Annotated in this window: 10 protein-coding genes and 1 tRNA gene; 2 read left to right on the forward strand and 9 right to left on the reverse strand. The window is 76.1% G+C overall.

Going from position 1 to position 13,441, the window contains the following annotated elements:
• Both ACI79H_RS02435 and dacB read right to left on the reverse strand, forming a co-directional pair.
• Nucleotides 1-1,083 (reverse strand): zinc-dependent metalloprotease, encoded by a 1,083-nt coding sequence (locus ACI79H_RS02435; protein WP_456552777.1) that lies wholly within the window; start codon nucleotides 1,081-1,083, stop codon nucleotides 1-3.
• 43 nt (nucleotides 1,084-1,126) lie between these two features.
• Nucleotides 1,127-2,551: a D-alanyl-D-alanine carboxypeptidase/D-alanyl-D-alanine endopeptidase gene (gene dacB, locus ACI79H_RS02440; protein WP_456552778.1), complete on the reverse strand. Its 1,425-nt coding sequence runs from the start codon at nucleotides 2,549-2,551 to the stop codon at nucleotides 1,127-1,129.
• Nucleotides 2,552-2,589: 38 nt separating this feature from the next.
• On the opposite strand from dacB, the gene ACI79H_RS02445 reads away from it, so the two are divergent.
• The gene (locus ACI79H_RS02445; protein ID WP_456552779.1) at nucleotides 2,590-3,102 is read left to right on the forward strand and encodes an inorganic diphosphatase; all 513 of its coding nucleotides are present in this window, start codon (nucleotides 2,590-2,592) and stop codon (nucleotides 3,100-3,102) included.
• 152 nt (nucleotides 3,103-3,254) lie between these two features.
• On the opposite strand, the gene ACI79H_RS02450 is transcribed toward ACI79H_RS02445, so the two are convergent.
• The 3 genes from ACI79H_RS02450 to tmk all read right to left on the reverse strand — a co-directional run bounded on the left by ACI79H_RS02450 (nucleotide 3,255) and on the right by tmk (nucleotide 6,815).
• Nucleotides 3,255-3,327 (reverse strand) — tRNA-Thr (locus tag ACI79H_RS02450).
• Nucleotides 3,328-3,384: 57 nt separating this feature from the next.
• On the reverse strand, nucleotides 3,385-4,566 hold the full coding sequence (locus ACI79H_RS02455; RefSeq protein ID WP_456552780.1) for a DNA polymerase III subunit delta': 1,182 nt from the start codon (nucleotides 4,564-4,566) through the stop codon (nucleotides 3,385-3,387).
• On the reverse strand, nucleotides 4,563-6,815 hold the full coding sequence (gene tmk / locus ACI79H_RS02460; RefSeq protein ID WP_456552781.1) for a dTMP kinase: 2,253 nt from the start codon (nucleotides 6,813-6,815) through the stop codon (nucleotides 4,563-4,565). The genes ACI79H_RS02455 and tmk overlap by 4 nt, the downstream gene beginning before the upstream one ends.
• 134 nt (nucleotides 6,816-6,949) lie before the next feature.
• On the opposite strand from tmk, the gene ACI79H_RS02465 reads away from it, so the two are divergent.
• Nucleotides 6,950-7,753 (forward strand): trans-aconitate 2-methyltransferase, encoded by an 804-nt coding sequence (locus ACI79H_RS02465; RefSeq protein ID WP_456552782.1) that lies wholly within the window; start codon nucleotides 6,950-6,952, stop codon nucleotides 7,751-7,753.
• On the opposite strand, the gene ACI79H_RS02470 is transcribed toward ACI79H_RS02465, so the two are convergent.
• The 4 genes from ACI79H_RS02470 to ACI79H_RS02485 all read right to left on the reverse strand — a co-directional run bounded on the left by ACI79H_RS02470 (nucleotide 7,740) and on the right by ACI79H_RS02485 (nucleotide 13,387).
• On the reverse strand, nucleotides 7,740-8,504 hold the full coding sequence (locus ACI79H_RS02470; RefSeq protein ID WP_456552783.1) for a class I SAM-dependent methyltransferase: 765 nt from the start codon (nucleotides 8,502-8,504) through the stop codon (nucleotides 7,740-7,742). The two genes, ACI79H_RS02465 and ACI79H_RS02470, sit on opposite strands and share 14 nt — an antisense overlap.
• 5 nt (nucleotides 8,505-8,509) lie before the next feature.
• Nucleotides 8,510-11,350 carry a type I DNA topoisomerase gene (gene topA, locus ACI79H_RS02475; protein ID WP_456552784.1) on the reverse strand — a complete coding sequence of 947 codons (2,841 nt, stop codon included), beginning with the start codon at nucleotides 11,348-11,350 and terminating at the stop codon, nucleotides 8,510-8,512.
• A 241-nt stretch (nucleotides 11,351-11,591) separates the two neighbouring features.
• Complete coding sequence (locus ACI79H_RS02480; RefSeq protein WP_456552785.1) at nucleotides 11,592-13,094, reverse strand: alpha/beta hydrolase; 1,503 nt, start codon at nucleotides 13,092-13,094, stop codon at nucleotides 11,592-11,594.
• Nucleotides 13,091-13,387 carry a hypothetical protein gene (locus ACI79H_RS02485; protein ID WP_456552786.1) on the reverse strand — a complete coding sequence of 99 codons (297 nt, stop codon included), beginning with the start codon at nucleotides 13,385-13,387 and terminating at the stop codon, nucleotides 13,091-13,093. The genes ACI79H_RS02480 and ACI79H_RS02485 overlap by 4 nt, the downstream gene beginning before the upstream one ends.
• Between the last annotated feature and the right edge of the window lie 54 nt (nucleotides 13,388-13,441).

Below are 13,441 nucleotides of genomic sequence, written 5' to 3' on the forward strand. Positions count from 1 at the left end.
CTAGGCGGGGATGGCCGGCCGGCCCAGCACCCGCTCGACCCAGCGCTCGGGTGCGGTGAGCTCGTCGATGCGCGGGAGGTTCTCGGGGCCGGCCCAGACCTGGTTGAAGCCCTCCATGCCGGCGCGGTCGATCACGCCGCCGACGAACACCCGCCCGTCGGCGTACTGCTTCATCTTCTGCTCCAGCCCGAGCAGCCGGCGCAGCACGCGGTCGACCGGCCCGCGGCCCTTGCGGCGCTGCGCGAACCGCTTGCGCAGCGTGCGCACGCTGGGCACCACGTCCGGGCCGACGCCGTCCATCACGTACTCGGCGTGGCCCTCGACCAGGCTCATGACGGCGGTGACCCGGTCGAGCACCTCGCGCTGGCGGGGGTCGCGGACCAGCGCCATGAGTCCCTCGGACTCGCCGTCGCCACCGCGGATGGCGTCGGTGATCCCGCGGAGCACGTCCTGCAGGCGCTCGCGCAGGACGTCGGTGGTTAGGTCGGTGGCGTCGACGAAGTCGGCGATCTGGCTCTCGAGGTAGGGCTTGAGCCAGGGGACGGCGGTGAACTGCAGCTGGTGGGTGACCTCGTGGAGGCAGACCCACAGGCGGAAGTCCGACGGGTCGACGCCCAGCTTCTGCTCGGTGGCGACGATGTTCGGCGCCACCAGCAGCAGCCGGCCGCCGGTGCCGAACACCTCGTACTGGCCCAGCACGCGCGAGCTGAGGAACGCCAGGACACCGCCGGCCTGGACGCCGGTGGCCCGGGAGCCGATGGCCGTGGCCAGCGCGCCGGGGCGGCTGCCGGTGCGCTCGGTGAGGGCGTCGACCAGCGGGTCGAGCAGCGCGGCCATCCCGCTGGCGTTCGCGTCCACCCAGCCGGGCCGGTCGACGACGGCCACCTCGGGCACCGGCCCACCGGCGACGGGCGTCATGCCGGTCAGCTGCTGCACGTGCGCGACGGCCGTGGCCGCGGCCTCGTGCAGCTCGCGGACGACCGCGGCGGCCTCGTCGCGGGTGGTCCGCGGACCGGGAGAGGAGAGCCGGCGGGCGGTGCGTCCGGCGAGCTCCCAGTCGACCATCGAGGAGGCGCTGCTCATCGCCTCACCGTACCCGCGGGCAGCGGCGCGACCCGTCCGCGAGCTAGGAGCAGCCGCAGGCCGCGAGCCCGGCGGCCACGGCGTCGAGGGCCGCCTCGGCCCCCGCCTGGCTGCCCGACTCGTCGGCGATGACGGCGAAGGCGAGCAGCCGGCCGTCCAGGGTCACCACCGTCCCGGAGAGCGCGTGCACGCCCTCGAGGGTCCCGGTCTTGGCCCGCACGGCGCCGGGTGCGGTGTCGGCGTCGCCGCGGTCGAACAGCGTGCCGTCGTAGCCGGACACCGGCAGCCCGGAGAGCACGGCGGAGGCACCCTCGAGGGAGCCGTCCGCGGCGCCCGCGACCAGTTCGGTGAGCACGGCCGCGGGGACCTGGTCCAGCCGGGAGAGGCCGCTGCCGTCGGCGAGCGCGATGCCGCTGGTGTCCACGCCGGCCTCGGCGAGCGCGGCGATGACCGCCTCCGCGGAGCCCTCGAAGGAGGCGGGGAGGTCGCGGGCGATCGCCACCTGGCGGGCGAGGGCCTCGGCGAGGACGTTGTCCGACAGCGACAGCGTCTGCTCCACCAGCCGGCCGATGGGCGCCGACTCGACGGTGGCCAGGATCCGCGCACCCTCCGGGGCCTCGCCGAGGACGACGGTGGCGCCGGGGGCGCCCAGCGCGTCGGCCAGCGCGACGCCGGCGTCGATGCCCGGCTGGCCGCTGCGCGCCTGCGAGCCGGGGCTGACCCGGGCGCCGTCGACGGCGGTCGCGGTGATCGGGGCCGCGTAGCTCGAGGGCGCGTCGGCCGCGCCCCAGCCCTGCGCGGTCAGCGGGCCGGTGAACAGCGAGCTGTCGACGACGACGCGTGAGACCGGGGTGCCGGCGGGGAGCGCCGCGACCACCTGCGTGGCGAGGTCGGCGACCGTGGCGGCGCCGGGGTAGGTCTGCGACGGCGAGGTGCGCGACAGCGTCGGGTCGCCACCGCCGACGAGGACGACCTCCCCGGGGGCGGCGCCGGCGACGACCGTCGTCGGCAGGGTCTGGGCGGGGTCCAGCGTGGTGAGCGCGGCGACCGCGGTGAGCAGCTTGGCGGTGGAGGCCGGGATGGCCGGCGCGGCGGCGTCCCGGTCGAGCAGGACCTCGCCGCTGGCCACGTCGACGACCTCGGCCGAGACGCCGACCCCCAGGGCCGGGTCCTGCAGCAGCGGCCCGATGCGGGCGGCGAGGACGGCGGGGTCCGGCGCGGGCGCGGCGGAGTCGAGCGAGGCGAGGACCGGGGTGGCCTGGCCGAGGTCGGGGAGCTCGGCGTCGGGGACGGTGACCGTCCCGCCGTCGGCCGCCGGGCCCCCGCCGCCGCCGAAGCCGCCGGCCAGCGCGATGCCGCCGCCGACGAGCACCAGGACCAGCGCGATGACGCCCAGCGCGATGCGCCGACGGAACCGCCCGGTCCTGGCTGTGACGATCGTCGAACCGCTCGACGCGATGCTGCCCACCCCCAAAAGGTGACCTCCGGGGATCGCTCGGAGGCACCATGCGCAAGACTAAGCGGGTGCAGTTCGACGTGACGGTAGAAATCCCGAAGGGCCAGCGGAACAAGTACGAGCTGGACCATGCCACCGGACGCATCCGCTTGGACCGGATGCTGTTCACCTCCACCCGCTACCCGGCGGACTACGGCTACATCGAGAGCACCCTGGGACAGGACGGCGACCCGCTCGACGCCCTGGTGCTGCTCGAGGAGCCGACGTTCCCCGGGTGCCTGATCACCTGCCGGGCCATCGGCATGTTCCGCATGACCGACGAGGCGGGCGGGGACGACAAGGTCCTCACCGTCCCGGCGACCGACCCGCGGATGTCCCACCTCCGGGACATCACCGACGTGTCGGAGTTCGACCGCCTGGAGATCCAGCACTTCTTCGAGACCTACAAGGATCTCGAGCCGGGCAAGTCGGTCGAGGGCGCCGAGTGGGTCGGCCGCGAGGCGGCCGAGGCGGAGATCGTCGCCTCGCTCGAGCGCGCCAAGAACGCGGCGCCGCACCACTGACCCCTGCCCGCCAGGCCCTCCGGGTCCCCGAGCGCACCGACGGCGGCCCACCCCTCGCGGGTGGGCCGCCGTCAGCGTTCGCGGGCACCGTGCACGGGGCCGGGAACGACGCAGCGGGCCCGTCCCGGAGGACGGACCCGCTGCGGTGGCTGAGCCGCCTGTCGGAATCGAACCGACGACCTTCTCATTACGAGTGAGATGCTCTACCGACTGAGCTAAGGCGGCGGACGTGCCCGCACAGACTACGGCACCGGCGTCGGCGGTCCGCGCAGGGGCGGGCCCTCAGGAGGGCAGCCGGAGCGCCACGGTGAGCGCCTCCAGCGCGATCTGCGGCTTCACGTTCTGCTCCAGGGCCGTCCGGCAGTCCAGGATCGCGTCGATGCGGCGCAGCGCGCCCTCCGGGCCCAGCAGACGGGCCAGCTCCGCGGCGTCCGCGCGGCGGTCGGGGTGGTTCAGCGGCAGCTCCGCCGAGGGCGCCGACGCCAGCACCATCGCGTCGCGGTACAGGCCCGCGAGGTCGACCAGCGCGCGGTCGAGGGAGTCGCGGCCGATGCGGGTGGCCCGCGACTTCTGCCGGCGCTCCAGCTCCTTGAGCTGACCGGCGCTCCCCCGGCTCGCCGCGACCACGCCCGGCCCGCGGGCACCCACGCCCAGGCTGTTCTTCAGCGCGTCGGTCTCGGCGCCGTCGAGCACCTCGGTCGCGGCCTCGGTCTCCTCCTTCGCCGCTCCGACCAGGTCGTCCGCGGCGTCCATGCAGGCCGCGAGGGACACCAGCCGCAGCGGGACGTCGAGCACCGCCTTGCGGGCCAGCCGCGCGTCCTCGTCCCGCGCCAGCCGGCGGGCCCGGCCCACGTGCCCCCCCGAAGCAGCTGCCGACCAGGACGCCAGCGCGGGGTCCACGCCGTCGCGCTGGAGCACGTCGGCGATCGCGGCGACCGTCGGGGTGCGCAGCGCGACCACGCGGCAGCGCGACCGGATGGTCACCGGGACGTCGTCGGGGTGCAGGCTCGGCGCGCAGAGCATGACCACCGTGCGCGGCGGCGGCTCCTCGATCATCTTGAGCACCGCGTTCGCGGCGGACTCGCTCATCCGGTCGGCGTCCTCGACGATGATCATCTGCCAGCGCCCCTGGGACGGCGAGCGCCCGGCCACCCGGACCAGCTCGCGCGCCTCGGTGACGCCGATCGAGAGCCCGTCGGGGACGATCACGTTCACGTCCGCGTGGGTGCCGGCGAGCACGGTCCGGCAGGCGTGGCAGGTCCCGTCGCCGCCGTCGGGGCACTGCAGGGCGGCCGCGAAGGCCCGCGCGGCCACCGACCTGCCCGAGCCGGGTGGCCCGGTGAACAGCCACGCGTGGGTCATCGCGGCCGGGTCGGCGATGGCCGCCCGGAGCTCCTGGACCACCGCCGGCTGGCCGATGACGCGGGTCCACACGCCCTCGCCCGCGGCGACCACGGCGCTCACGGGTGCAACTGGGGGGTCGAGCCCGTCTGGGCGTGCGGATGGCGCTGCACCGGAGTCCTCCCGGGGTCGTGCGGGGCGCTCCCCGGAGCCTCCTGCTGCGGCAGCGTCTGCAACGGCAGCCCCGAGAGCAGGTCGGCGACGCGCACCCGGATGGCGGCGGCCAGGTGGTCGGGGCCCTGACTCGCGTCGAGCACGAGGTAGCGGTCGGGGTCGCTCTCCGCGAGCGCCCGGAAGGTCTGCCGCACCCGCTGGTGGAACTCCAGCGACTCCGACTCCATCCGGTCGGCCACCGACCTCCCTCGCGCCCGGGCCAGGCCGGTCTCCGGCGGCAGGTCCAGCAGCACGGTGAGGTCCGGCCGGAGGCCGCCGGTCGCCCACCGGGACAGCATCCGGACGTCGTCCAGCGGGATCGTCCGCCCGGCGCCCTGGTAGGCCAGCGAGCTGTCGACGAACCGGTCGGTGAGCACGACCTCGCCCGCGTCCAGCGCCGGCCGGAGCACGTCGTGCACGTGCTGCGCGCGGTCGGCGGCGTACAGCAGCGCCTCCGCCCGCGGGGAGACGGCGGCCTGCGAGCGGTCCAGCAGGATCGACCGGATGCCCGCACCCGACGGCGTCGCGCCCGGCTCGAAGGTCGCGCGGGCGACCAGCCCCTCGCTGGTGAGCCACTCCTGCAGCCGCTTGACCTGGGTGGACTTGCCGGCCCCCTCTCCGCCCTCGAAGGCGATGAGGACCCCTCCCCCGGCCAGCCGGCGCCGGGCGGTGGTGTCCCGGCGCAGGGCCGTGACGACGTCCGCCAGCAGCGGCACGGGCCGGCCGTCGTCCATCTGGCGGTAGGCAAGCACCCCGACGCCGACGGCGAGCAGCCCGGCGACCAGCAGCATGATCCGTTCACCGGTGACGGGCACGGTGACGACGCCGAGGTCGACCTGGTGCCGGCCGATCAGCCCCACCCCGAACGGCACGACGGCCAGCGACAGGATCAGCGCCGCGCGCACGAGCGACTGCACGATCGCGAAGGTGCGGCCGCGCACCTCGTCCTGCACCTCGGTGCCCAGGAGGGTGAAGCCGGCCAGGTACGCGATGCCGGCGAAGAAGCCCATGAGGACCACGAGCAGCAGGGCCAGCCACAGCGTGAAGGTCCAGGCCATGAGCACGACCGTGATGCCCGCCCCGACGATGGCCACGCCGAAGATGCGCTCGCGGGCGAGGTCGTGCGCGACGCTCGGCCCCAGCGCGATGCCGAGGCCCAGGCCGATGAAGACCGCGCCGAAGAGCAGGCCGTAGGCCGACTGCCCGCCGCCGAGCGCGTTCGCGAACGCCTGCCCGGTCGCGATGATCACGCCGGCGGCCATGAAGGCCCCGGTGATGCCGATGACCAGGCCACGGACCAGCGGGGTGTGCCCGGCGAAGGAGAAGCCCCGGCGCAGCGAGCCGAGGAAGCTCTCCTGCTGGGCCGTCGCACCCGCCGCCCGCCGCCCGCTGATGGAGGGCAGGTTCCAGATGACGACCGCGGCGACGAGGAACGTGAGCGCGTTCAGGTAGAGCGCGAGGTCGACCTGGTCGACCGCGGGCAGCGATCGCTCCAGCCACCCGTCGGTGGAGTTGAGCACCGCGAACACGATGGCCGCGAGCACCGGGGTGAGCCCGTAGGTGGTGACGAGGGAGAGCTGGTTGGCCGGCTCCAGCTGGTCCTTGCGCAGCATGTTCGGGACGGCGGCGTCCTTCGCCGGGATCCAGAACAGGCTGATCGCCTCGATGAGGAACTGGGCGACGAACAGCCAGACGAGGTTGCCGACCAGCGGGATGGAGGCGAACAGCCCGAACCGCATGAGGTCGGTGACGACCATCGTCTTGCGGCGGTCGAAGCGGTCGGCGAAGGCGCCGGCCACCGGGCCCAGCACGATCGCCGGGAGCAGGCGGAACAGCAGCACGCCGCCGAGGGCGAAGTTGGCCGCGGCGAACCCGTCGACCAGGGACGTCGCCGTGGCGGTGATGGCGAGCAGCCCGAGCCAGTCGCCGAAGCTGGACAGCGACATCGACAGCCACAGCTTCCGGAAGTCCCGGACCCGCAGCACCGCGCGGATCTTCGCGGCGAGCCCGACGGAGGCCGTCGCGCCCTCCGGCCGCCCGCCCGCGGGCGCGGGCGTGCCCGCCGGCGGCAGCCCGTCGGCCGGCGGTGCGGTCCGCTGGTCCGGCCCCGCCGGCTCCTCGCGCGGCGACACCGGAGGCGTCGGGTCGGACGGAATCACGGCTCCCCGGATCGAAGTGGCGGGACGTCGCACGGTCCAGCGGCCTCACGCTACCGGCCGGTTCCGACGATCCCGACACGTTCCGCCCCGCCCGGGCGTCGCGGCAGCGGGCGGTCCGGGCTAGCTTGCCGGGCGTGACCGGAGCCGACCTCCCGGGCGCCTGGGACCCCGCGGGCTACCTGCGGTTCGCCGGCGAGCGGGCCCGCCCCTTCGTGGACCTGGTGGCCCGGCTGGACGTGCCGGCCCCGGCCGCGGTCGTCGACCTCGGCTGCGGCGAGGGCTCGACCACCGCGATGCTCGCCGACCGCTGGCCGAGCGCGCACGTCGTCGGCGTCGACTCCTCGGCCTCGATGCTCGCCGCGGCGCCGGCCCGCCCCGGGCTGGACTTCCGGCTCGGCGACCTGCGCGATTGGCGGCCCGACGGCCCGGTGGACGTGCTGGTCAGCAACGCCGCGCTGCACTGGGTGCCCGAGCACGACCGGCTGCTCGCCCGGTGGGCCGGCGACCTGTCCCCCGGCGGTGCACTGGCGGTCCAGGTGCCCGGCAACTGGCGGGCGCCGACGCACGCGCGGCTGGCCGAGCTCTGCCGGTCGCCGCGCTGGGCCGGCCGGCTCGCCGACGCGGCGCCGTCCCCGGACGCCGTGCTGGAACCGGCGGGCTACCTCGACGTCCTGACCGGGGCCGGCCTGGTCGCCGACGTCTGGGAGACCACCTACCTGCACGTGCTGGAGGGCGCTGACCCGGTGCTGGGCTGGGTGCGCAGCACCGTGCTGCGCCCCGTGCTCGCCCGGCTCGACGAGGACGACGCGGCCGCGTTCACCGCGGAGTACGTCGCCGCCCTGCGCGCGGCCTACCCGCGGCGGGCCGACGGCCGCACCGTGCTGCCCTTCCGGCGGGTGTTCGCCGTCGGCACCCGACCGGCTCTCAGCGGGGCGTGAGGCGGTAGGCCGCCGTCCGGTAGGGCAGGTCGAGGACCGCCCGTCCCCGTGTGCCGGGGTGGGTGGCGAGGACGTCCCGGACGCGGGCGAGGAAGGCGGCGCGCTCGCTGCCGCCCATGACGGCCACGTAGCTGCGGGTGGCGATGCCGCCCACGACCTCCTCGGGGGTCAGCCGCTGCACGATGCCGGACGCGGCCACCTCCACGTCGGCCCCGAGGGCCGCGGCGAACCCGTCGACGACCGCCTGGTCGGCCTCGTGCCCGCGCGCCTCGCCGGCGAGGGCCGCCCCGAGCGCGGCGACCCACGGGACGTCCTCGTCCCGGGTGTTCCAGACCAGGCCGAGCACCCCGCCGGGGCGCAGCACCCGCCGGATCTCGGCGGCCGCCGGTGCGACGTCGAACCAGTGGGCGGCCTGCCCGGCGACCACCGCGTCGACGGTGGCGTCGCCCACGGGCAGCGCCTCCGCGGTCCCCGCGGCGACGGGCACCCCGGGCAGACCCGAGGTCAGCTGCGCCAGCATCTCCGGCGCGGGGTCCACCGCGAGGACGTCGTGGCCGGCGTCCCGCACGGCCCGGGTCAGCAGGCCGGTGCCGGCCCCCACGTCGAGCACCCGCCGCGACCGGCCGCCCCGGCCCACGAGGTGCGTGACCGCATCGGCCGGGTAGCCGGGGCGCAGGGCGGCGTAGCCGGCCGCGACCGCCCAGAACGAGCGCCCGCGCGAGCGCGCGGCGTCGTCGTCGGGGCCGGGCACGGGGATCAGCCGGCCGTGACCGGGTCGGCCGCCTTCTTCGCCGGCGCCTTCTTCGCCGCGGCCTTCTTGGCGGGGGCCTTCTTGGCCGTCGTCTTCTTCGCGGCCTTCTTCTTCTTGGCCGGACCGGCGGCGCGCCGGTCGGCGAGCAGCTCGGCGGCGCGCTCGATGGTGATCGTCTCGACGTCGTCGCCCTTGCGCAGGCTGGCGTTGGTCTCGCCGTCGGTCACGTAGGGCCCGAAGCGGCCCTCGCGCACGGTGACCACGCCCTCGGTGACCGGGTCGGGGCCGAGCTCCTTGAGCGGCGCCTTGGCCGCCGCGCGCCCCCGCTGCTTGGGCTGGGCGAAGATCGCCAGCGCCTCGTCGAGGGTGACGCTGAAGAGCTTCTCCTCGGCGTCCAGGGAGCGGGAGTCGGTGCCCTTCTTGATGTAGGGCCCGTACCGGCCGTTGAGCGCCTGGATCTCCTCGCCGTCCGGCGCCGTACCGACGGTGCGCGGCAGGGTGAGCAGCCTGAGCGCGTCCTCGATGGTCACCGTCTCCGGCGACATCGACGCGAACAGGCTCGCCGTCCGCGGGGCCTCCTTGCTGCCCTCGGGGACCACGGTGGTGACGTAGGGGCCGTACCGGCCGGCCTTGACGACCACCGGCAGTCCCGACTCCGGGTCGGTGCCCAGCTCGCGGTCGCCCGACGGCGCCTCGAGCAGCTCGCGCACCTTCTCCTCGGTGAGCTCGTCGGGTGCGAGGTCCTCGGGGATGCTGACCCGGCCGCCGTCCTCGCCGGCCTGCAGGTAGGGCCCGTACCGGCCGACCCGCGCGACGACCGGCTGGCCGTCGGGGCTGGTGGCGCGCAGCGGGATGGAGTTCACGCCGCGGGCGTCGATCTCCTCCAGCCGCTGGCCGATGACGTGCTTGAGGCCCCCGGACTGCGCGATGGCGCCGGCGTGCCGGCCCTCGCCGCCGAAGTAGAACTCGGTGAGCCAGTCGACCCGCTGCAGGTTGCCGCCGGCGATCTCGTCCAGCTCCTCCTCGAGGGAGGCCGTGAAGTCGTAGTCCACGAGCTGCGCGAAGTGCTGCTCGAGCAGGTTGACGACGGCGAACGCGATGAAGGAGGGCACCAGCGCATTGCCCTTCTTCCACACGTACCCGCGGTCCTGGATCGTCTGCATGATCGAGGCGAAGGTCGACGGGCGGCCGATGCCGAGCTCCTCGAGCCGGGCCACCAGGCTCGGCTCGGTGTAGCGCGACGGCGGGCTGGTGGTGTGGCCCTTGGCGTCGAGCTCCCGGGTGTCGAGCTGCTGACCGCGCTCGAGGCGGGGCAGCCGGCGCTCGGCGTCGTCGCTGCCGTGGTCGTCGTCGCCGGTGCTCTGGGCGCCCTCGTCGCGGGACTCGACGTAGGCCCGCAGGAACCCGGGGAAGGTGATCGTGCGGCCGCTGGCGGTGAACTCGACCGCCTCGTCGGTGGCGCTGCGGCCGGCCAGCCGGATGCTCACCGTCTGACCGACGGCGTCGGCCATCTGCGAGGCGACGGTGCGCTGCCAGACCAGCTCGTAGAGCCGGAACTCGTCCCGGGCCAGGTCCGCGGCCAGCTGGCCCGGGGTGCGGAAGCTGTCCCCGGCGGGGCGGATCGCCTCGTGCGCCTCCTGCGCGCCCTTGGACTTCTTGCTGTACCGCCGCGCCTCGGCCGGGACGTAGGCGTCGCCGTAGAGCTCGCGTGCCTGCTGGCGGGCGGCGTTGATCGCCTCCTCCGACAGGTTCGTCGAGTCGGTGCGCATGTAGGTGATGTGGCCGTTCTCGTACAGCCGCTGCGCCACGCGCATGGTCTGCGCCGACGACCAGCCGAGCTTGCGACCGGCCTCCATCTGCAGGGTGGAGGTGGTGAAGGGCGCGTACGGGCGGCGGCGGTAGGGCTTCTCGTCGACCCGGCTGACCGAGACCTGCCGGCCCTCGAGGCGCGCGGCCAGCCCGCGGGCGCCGGCCTCGTCCAGGTGGACGACGTCACCGGTGGTGCGGCCGGTGGCGGCGTCGAAGTCGCGGCCGGTGGCGACCCGGCTGTCGTCGACGCTGACCAGCTTGGCCCGCACGGTGGTGGGCTCGCCCTCGTCGGCACCGGCGGCCTTGCCGGGGACGGCGAAGGTGCCCTCCAGCGACCAGTAGTCGGCGGCGTGGAAGTTCATCCGCTCGCGCTCGCGCTCCACGACGATCCGGGTGGCGACCGACTGCACGCGGCCGGCCGAGAGCTTGGGCAGCACCTTCTTCCAGAGGACCGGGCTGACCTCGTAGCCGTACAGGCGGTCGAGGATGCGACGGGTCTCCTGGGCGTCGACCAGCGCGGTGTCGAGCTCGCGCGGGTTCGCCACGGCGCGGGCGATCGCCTCGGGGGTGATCTCGTGGAACACCATCCGGCGGACCGGCACCCGCGGCTTGAGCGTGTCGATGAGGTGCCACGCGATGGCCTCGCCCTCGCGGTCCTCGTCCGTCGCGAGGTAGATCTCGCTGGCGTTCTTGACCAGCTGCTTGAGGCGGCTGACCTGCTGCTTGCGGTCCGGGCTGACCACGTAGAGCGGCTCGAAGGAGTTGTCGACGTCGACGCCGAGGCGCGCCCAGGCCGCACCCTTGTGCTCGGCCGGGACGTCGGCGGCGTTGCGCGGCAGGTCGCGGATGTGCCCGACGCTCGCCTCGACGACGTAGCCGCTGCCCAGGTAGCCGGCGATCTTGTTCGCCTTGGTGGGCGACTCCACGATGACCAGCGGCTTGCCGCCGGCCGCGGCCGAGCTCCGCCGCGGGGCCTTCGTCCCCCCGGCGGTGGGCTCGGTGCTCTCGCTCCCGGTCTGCGTGGTCTTCGTGGGCACGGTGCTCCTGTCGGTGGTGCCTGGGTGGTGCCTCGTGGTGCTGGGTGCGGCCGGTGCACGCCTCCGCGCCGGAGGGCCGGCGCCGGACGGCGCTGCCGCGATCGACCCTCTCGGCGGGCCACGGTAAGCCACCCGGACGCCGTCGGGCGGGGGACGACCTCCCGTGGCGTGCCGTCTCCCCTACCGAACGTGCATGCTGCGCGGCTGTTCCCGCGACGGGAAGGGACCTCCCGCGATGGGGTCAGCCGGGCCGCCGGCCGGCCACCACCTCCCCCATCGCGCCCAGCGTCGGCCGGTGGGGGTCGAAGTACCCGGAGTGGCCGGTCCCCGGGTCGACCGGCAGGCCGGCGGACCCGAAGCGGTCCGCCCAGGTCTCGGTGCCGAACCAGCCGGCCCAGGAGACCGGGTCGGCCGGCGCGGCGGCGTCGTGGACCTCGGCTGCCTCCAGGGCGTCGGCGTCCCCCTCCATGCCGGGGCTGCCCAGCAGGACCACCGCGTCGGCGGCCAGCCGGCCCGGCCGGTCGGCCGCCTCGTCGATCACCACCGTGCCGTAGCTGTGCCCCACGACCGTGGTCCGCGACCGGGGCGCACCCGCCTCCCCGCGGGCCGCGACCAGCCCGTCGAGGGCGTCGTCCAGCGCGGCGCCGCCGCGCGCAGCGGCCGAGCGGGTGAGCACCGATCGCGGCGTGTGCGGCGTCCGGTACCCCAGCCACGCCACCGCCGCGACGGCGAGGCCGGGCTCCGCCCCGCGGGCGGCGGCGGCGAGGTCCCGCGCCCGGGCGGCCACCGCACCCAGGTCGTCGCGGGGCGAGGTGTGGATGCCCGGCACCACGACGGCCACGGCGGCGGCCGAGTCGAGGTCGCCGAACGCCACCGCGACGCGGTCGCCGGCGAGGTCGAGCAGGTGCAGCTGGGCGGGGCGGCCGGCGGCCTCCTCCGCGGCCAGCAGCGCGGCGACGACGCGGGCGGTCTCGCGCAACCCGTCGTCGCCGCGCGGGTCCTCGATCGCCTGCGCCAGCAGCGCCCGGTTGGCGCGGTCGCGGGCCCAGGCGGGCACGCCGTCCAGGGACCCGACGGCCCCCGGCGCGGACCCCACCACGGCCAGCTGCGCGCCCGCGGGCAGCGCCGCCCACCACCCCGCGATCCCCCTCGGCCGGCCGTCACGCGGGACCTCGAGCGGCAGGTCGGCGGCGGCCGCGGCGTCGAGCAGGCCGGCGAGCCCCGGCGGACCAGCGGACGGGAGCGCGTCCAGCGCCCGGGCGGCGGCCGCCTCCGCCGCCTCGGCCGCAGCCAGGGCCGTGCGCGCCGCGGCCACGGCGGGCGCGGTCACCTCCGGCCCGAGGACGAGCCGGTCGACGGAGGCCGCGAGCGTCGCCGCATCGGCGAGCGCGTCGTCCAGCGGCACGGGGAGCTGCGCTGCCAGTGCCAGCGCGGTGGACGCGTGGTCGGAGGCGGTGATGGTTGCGCGGAGGAGCCGACCGCAGGCCGCGCGCGAGTCGGCGAACCCGGCATCCAGCGCCGCGGCGGCGCCGGACAGGCGGAGCAGGAGCTCCTGCGCCGGTGCCGCCGCCGGGCCGGTCCAGGCCGCGTCGTCGGCCAGGGCGCGGGCGGCGGCGTCCAGCCGGGACCGCCAGGACGGGAGGGCGTCGTCCAGGTCGGCGAGGGCGTGCAGCCCCGCGCGGACGGCCGGCACGTCCCAGCCGGCGACGGCGTGCAGCCGCGCCTGCCCGTCCGGCGCGGTCACGGCTCCGCCGTCGAGCCGGCGAGCCCGGCGTCCGCACGGCGGTAGGAGGCGCCCGCTGCGCGCAACGTGCCCGCGACCGCCCCGGTGCCCTCGGCCAGACCGCCGGCCAGCGCACCCCAGGCGAGCGCCACCGCGCCCGCGGTCTCGCCCGTCGTGCCGCGGAGGGCGGCCCGCAGGGTGCCGGCCGCGGCCAGGCAGCGCTCGCCGTCGTCGGCCAGCTCGACCGCGAGGTCGGTCAGCCGGTCGGCGAGCGCGGCCAGCACCTCCGGCCGCACGGAGATCGTCGGGGCCATGCCTGCCTCCCTGCCGGTCGTCGCCCGCCCGGTGCGGACCACGAGGGCGGCGAC

Source organism: Blastococcus sp. SYSU D01042 (genome assembly GCF_054050515.1).

Excerpts from the sequence above, each read along its gene's own strand:
- ACI79H_RS02435 (WP_456552777.1), bottom strand. The coding sequence starts at position 1,083 with ATGAGCAGCGCCTCCTCGATGGTCGACTGGGAGCTCGCCGGACGCACC.
- ACI79H_RS02445 (WP_456552779.1), top strand. The coding sequence starts at position 2,590 with ATGCGCAAGACTAAGCGGGTGCAGTTCGACGTGACGGTAGAAATCCCG.
- ACI79H_RS02485 (WP_456552786.1), bottom strand. The coding sequence starts at position 13,387 with ATGGCCCCGACGATCTCCGTGCGGCCGGAGGTGCTGGCCGCGCTCGCC.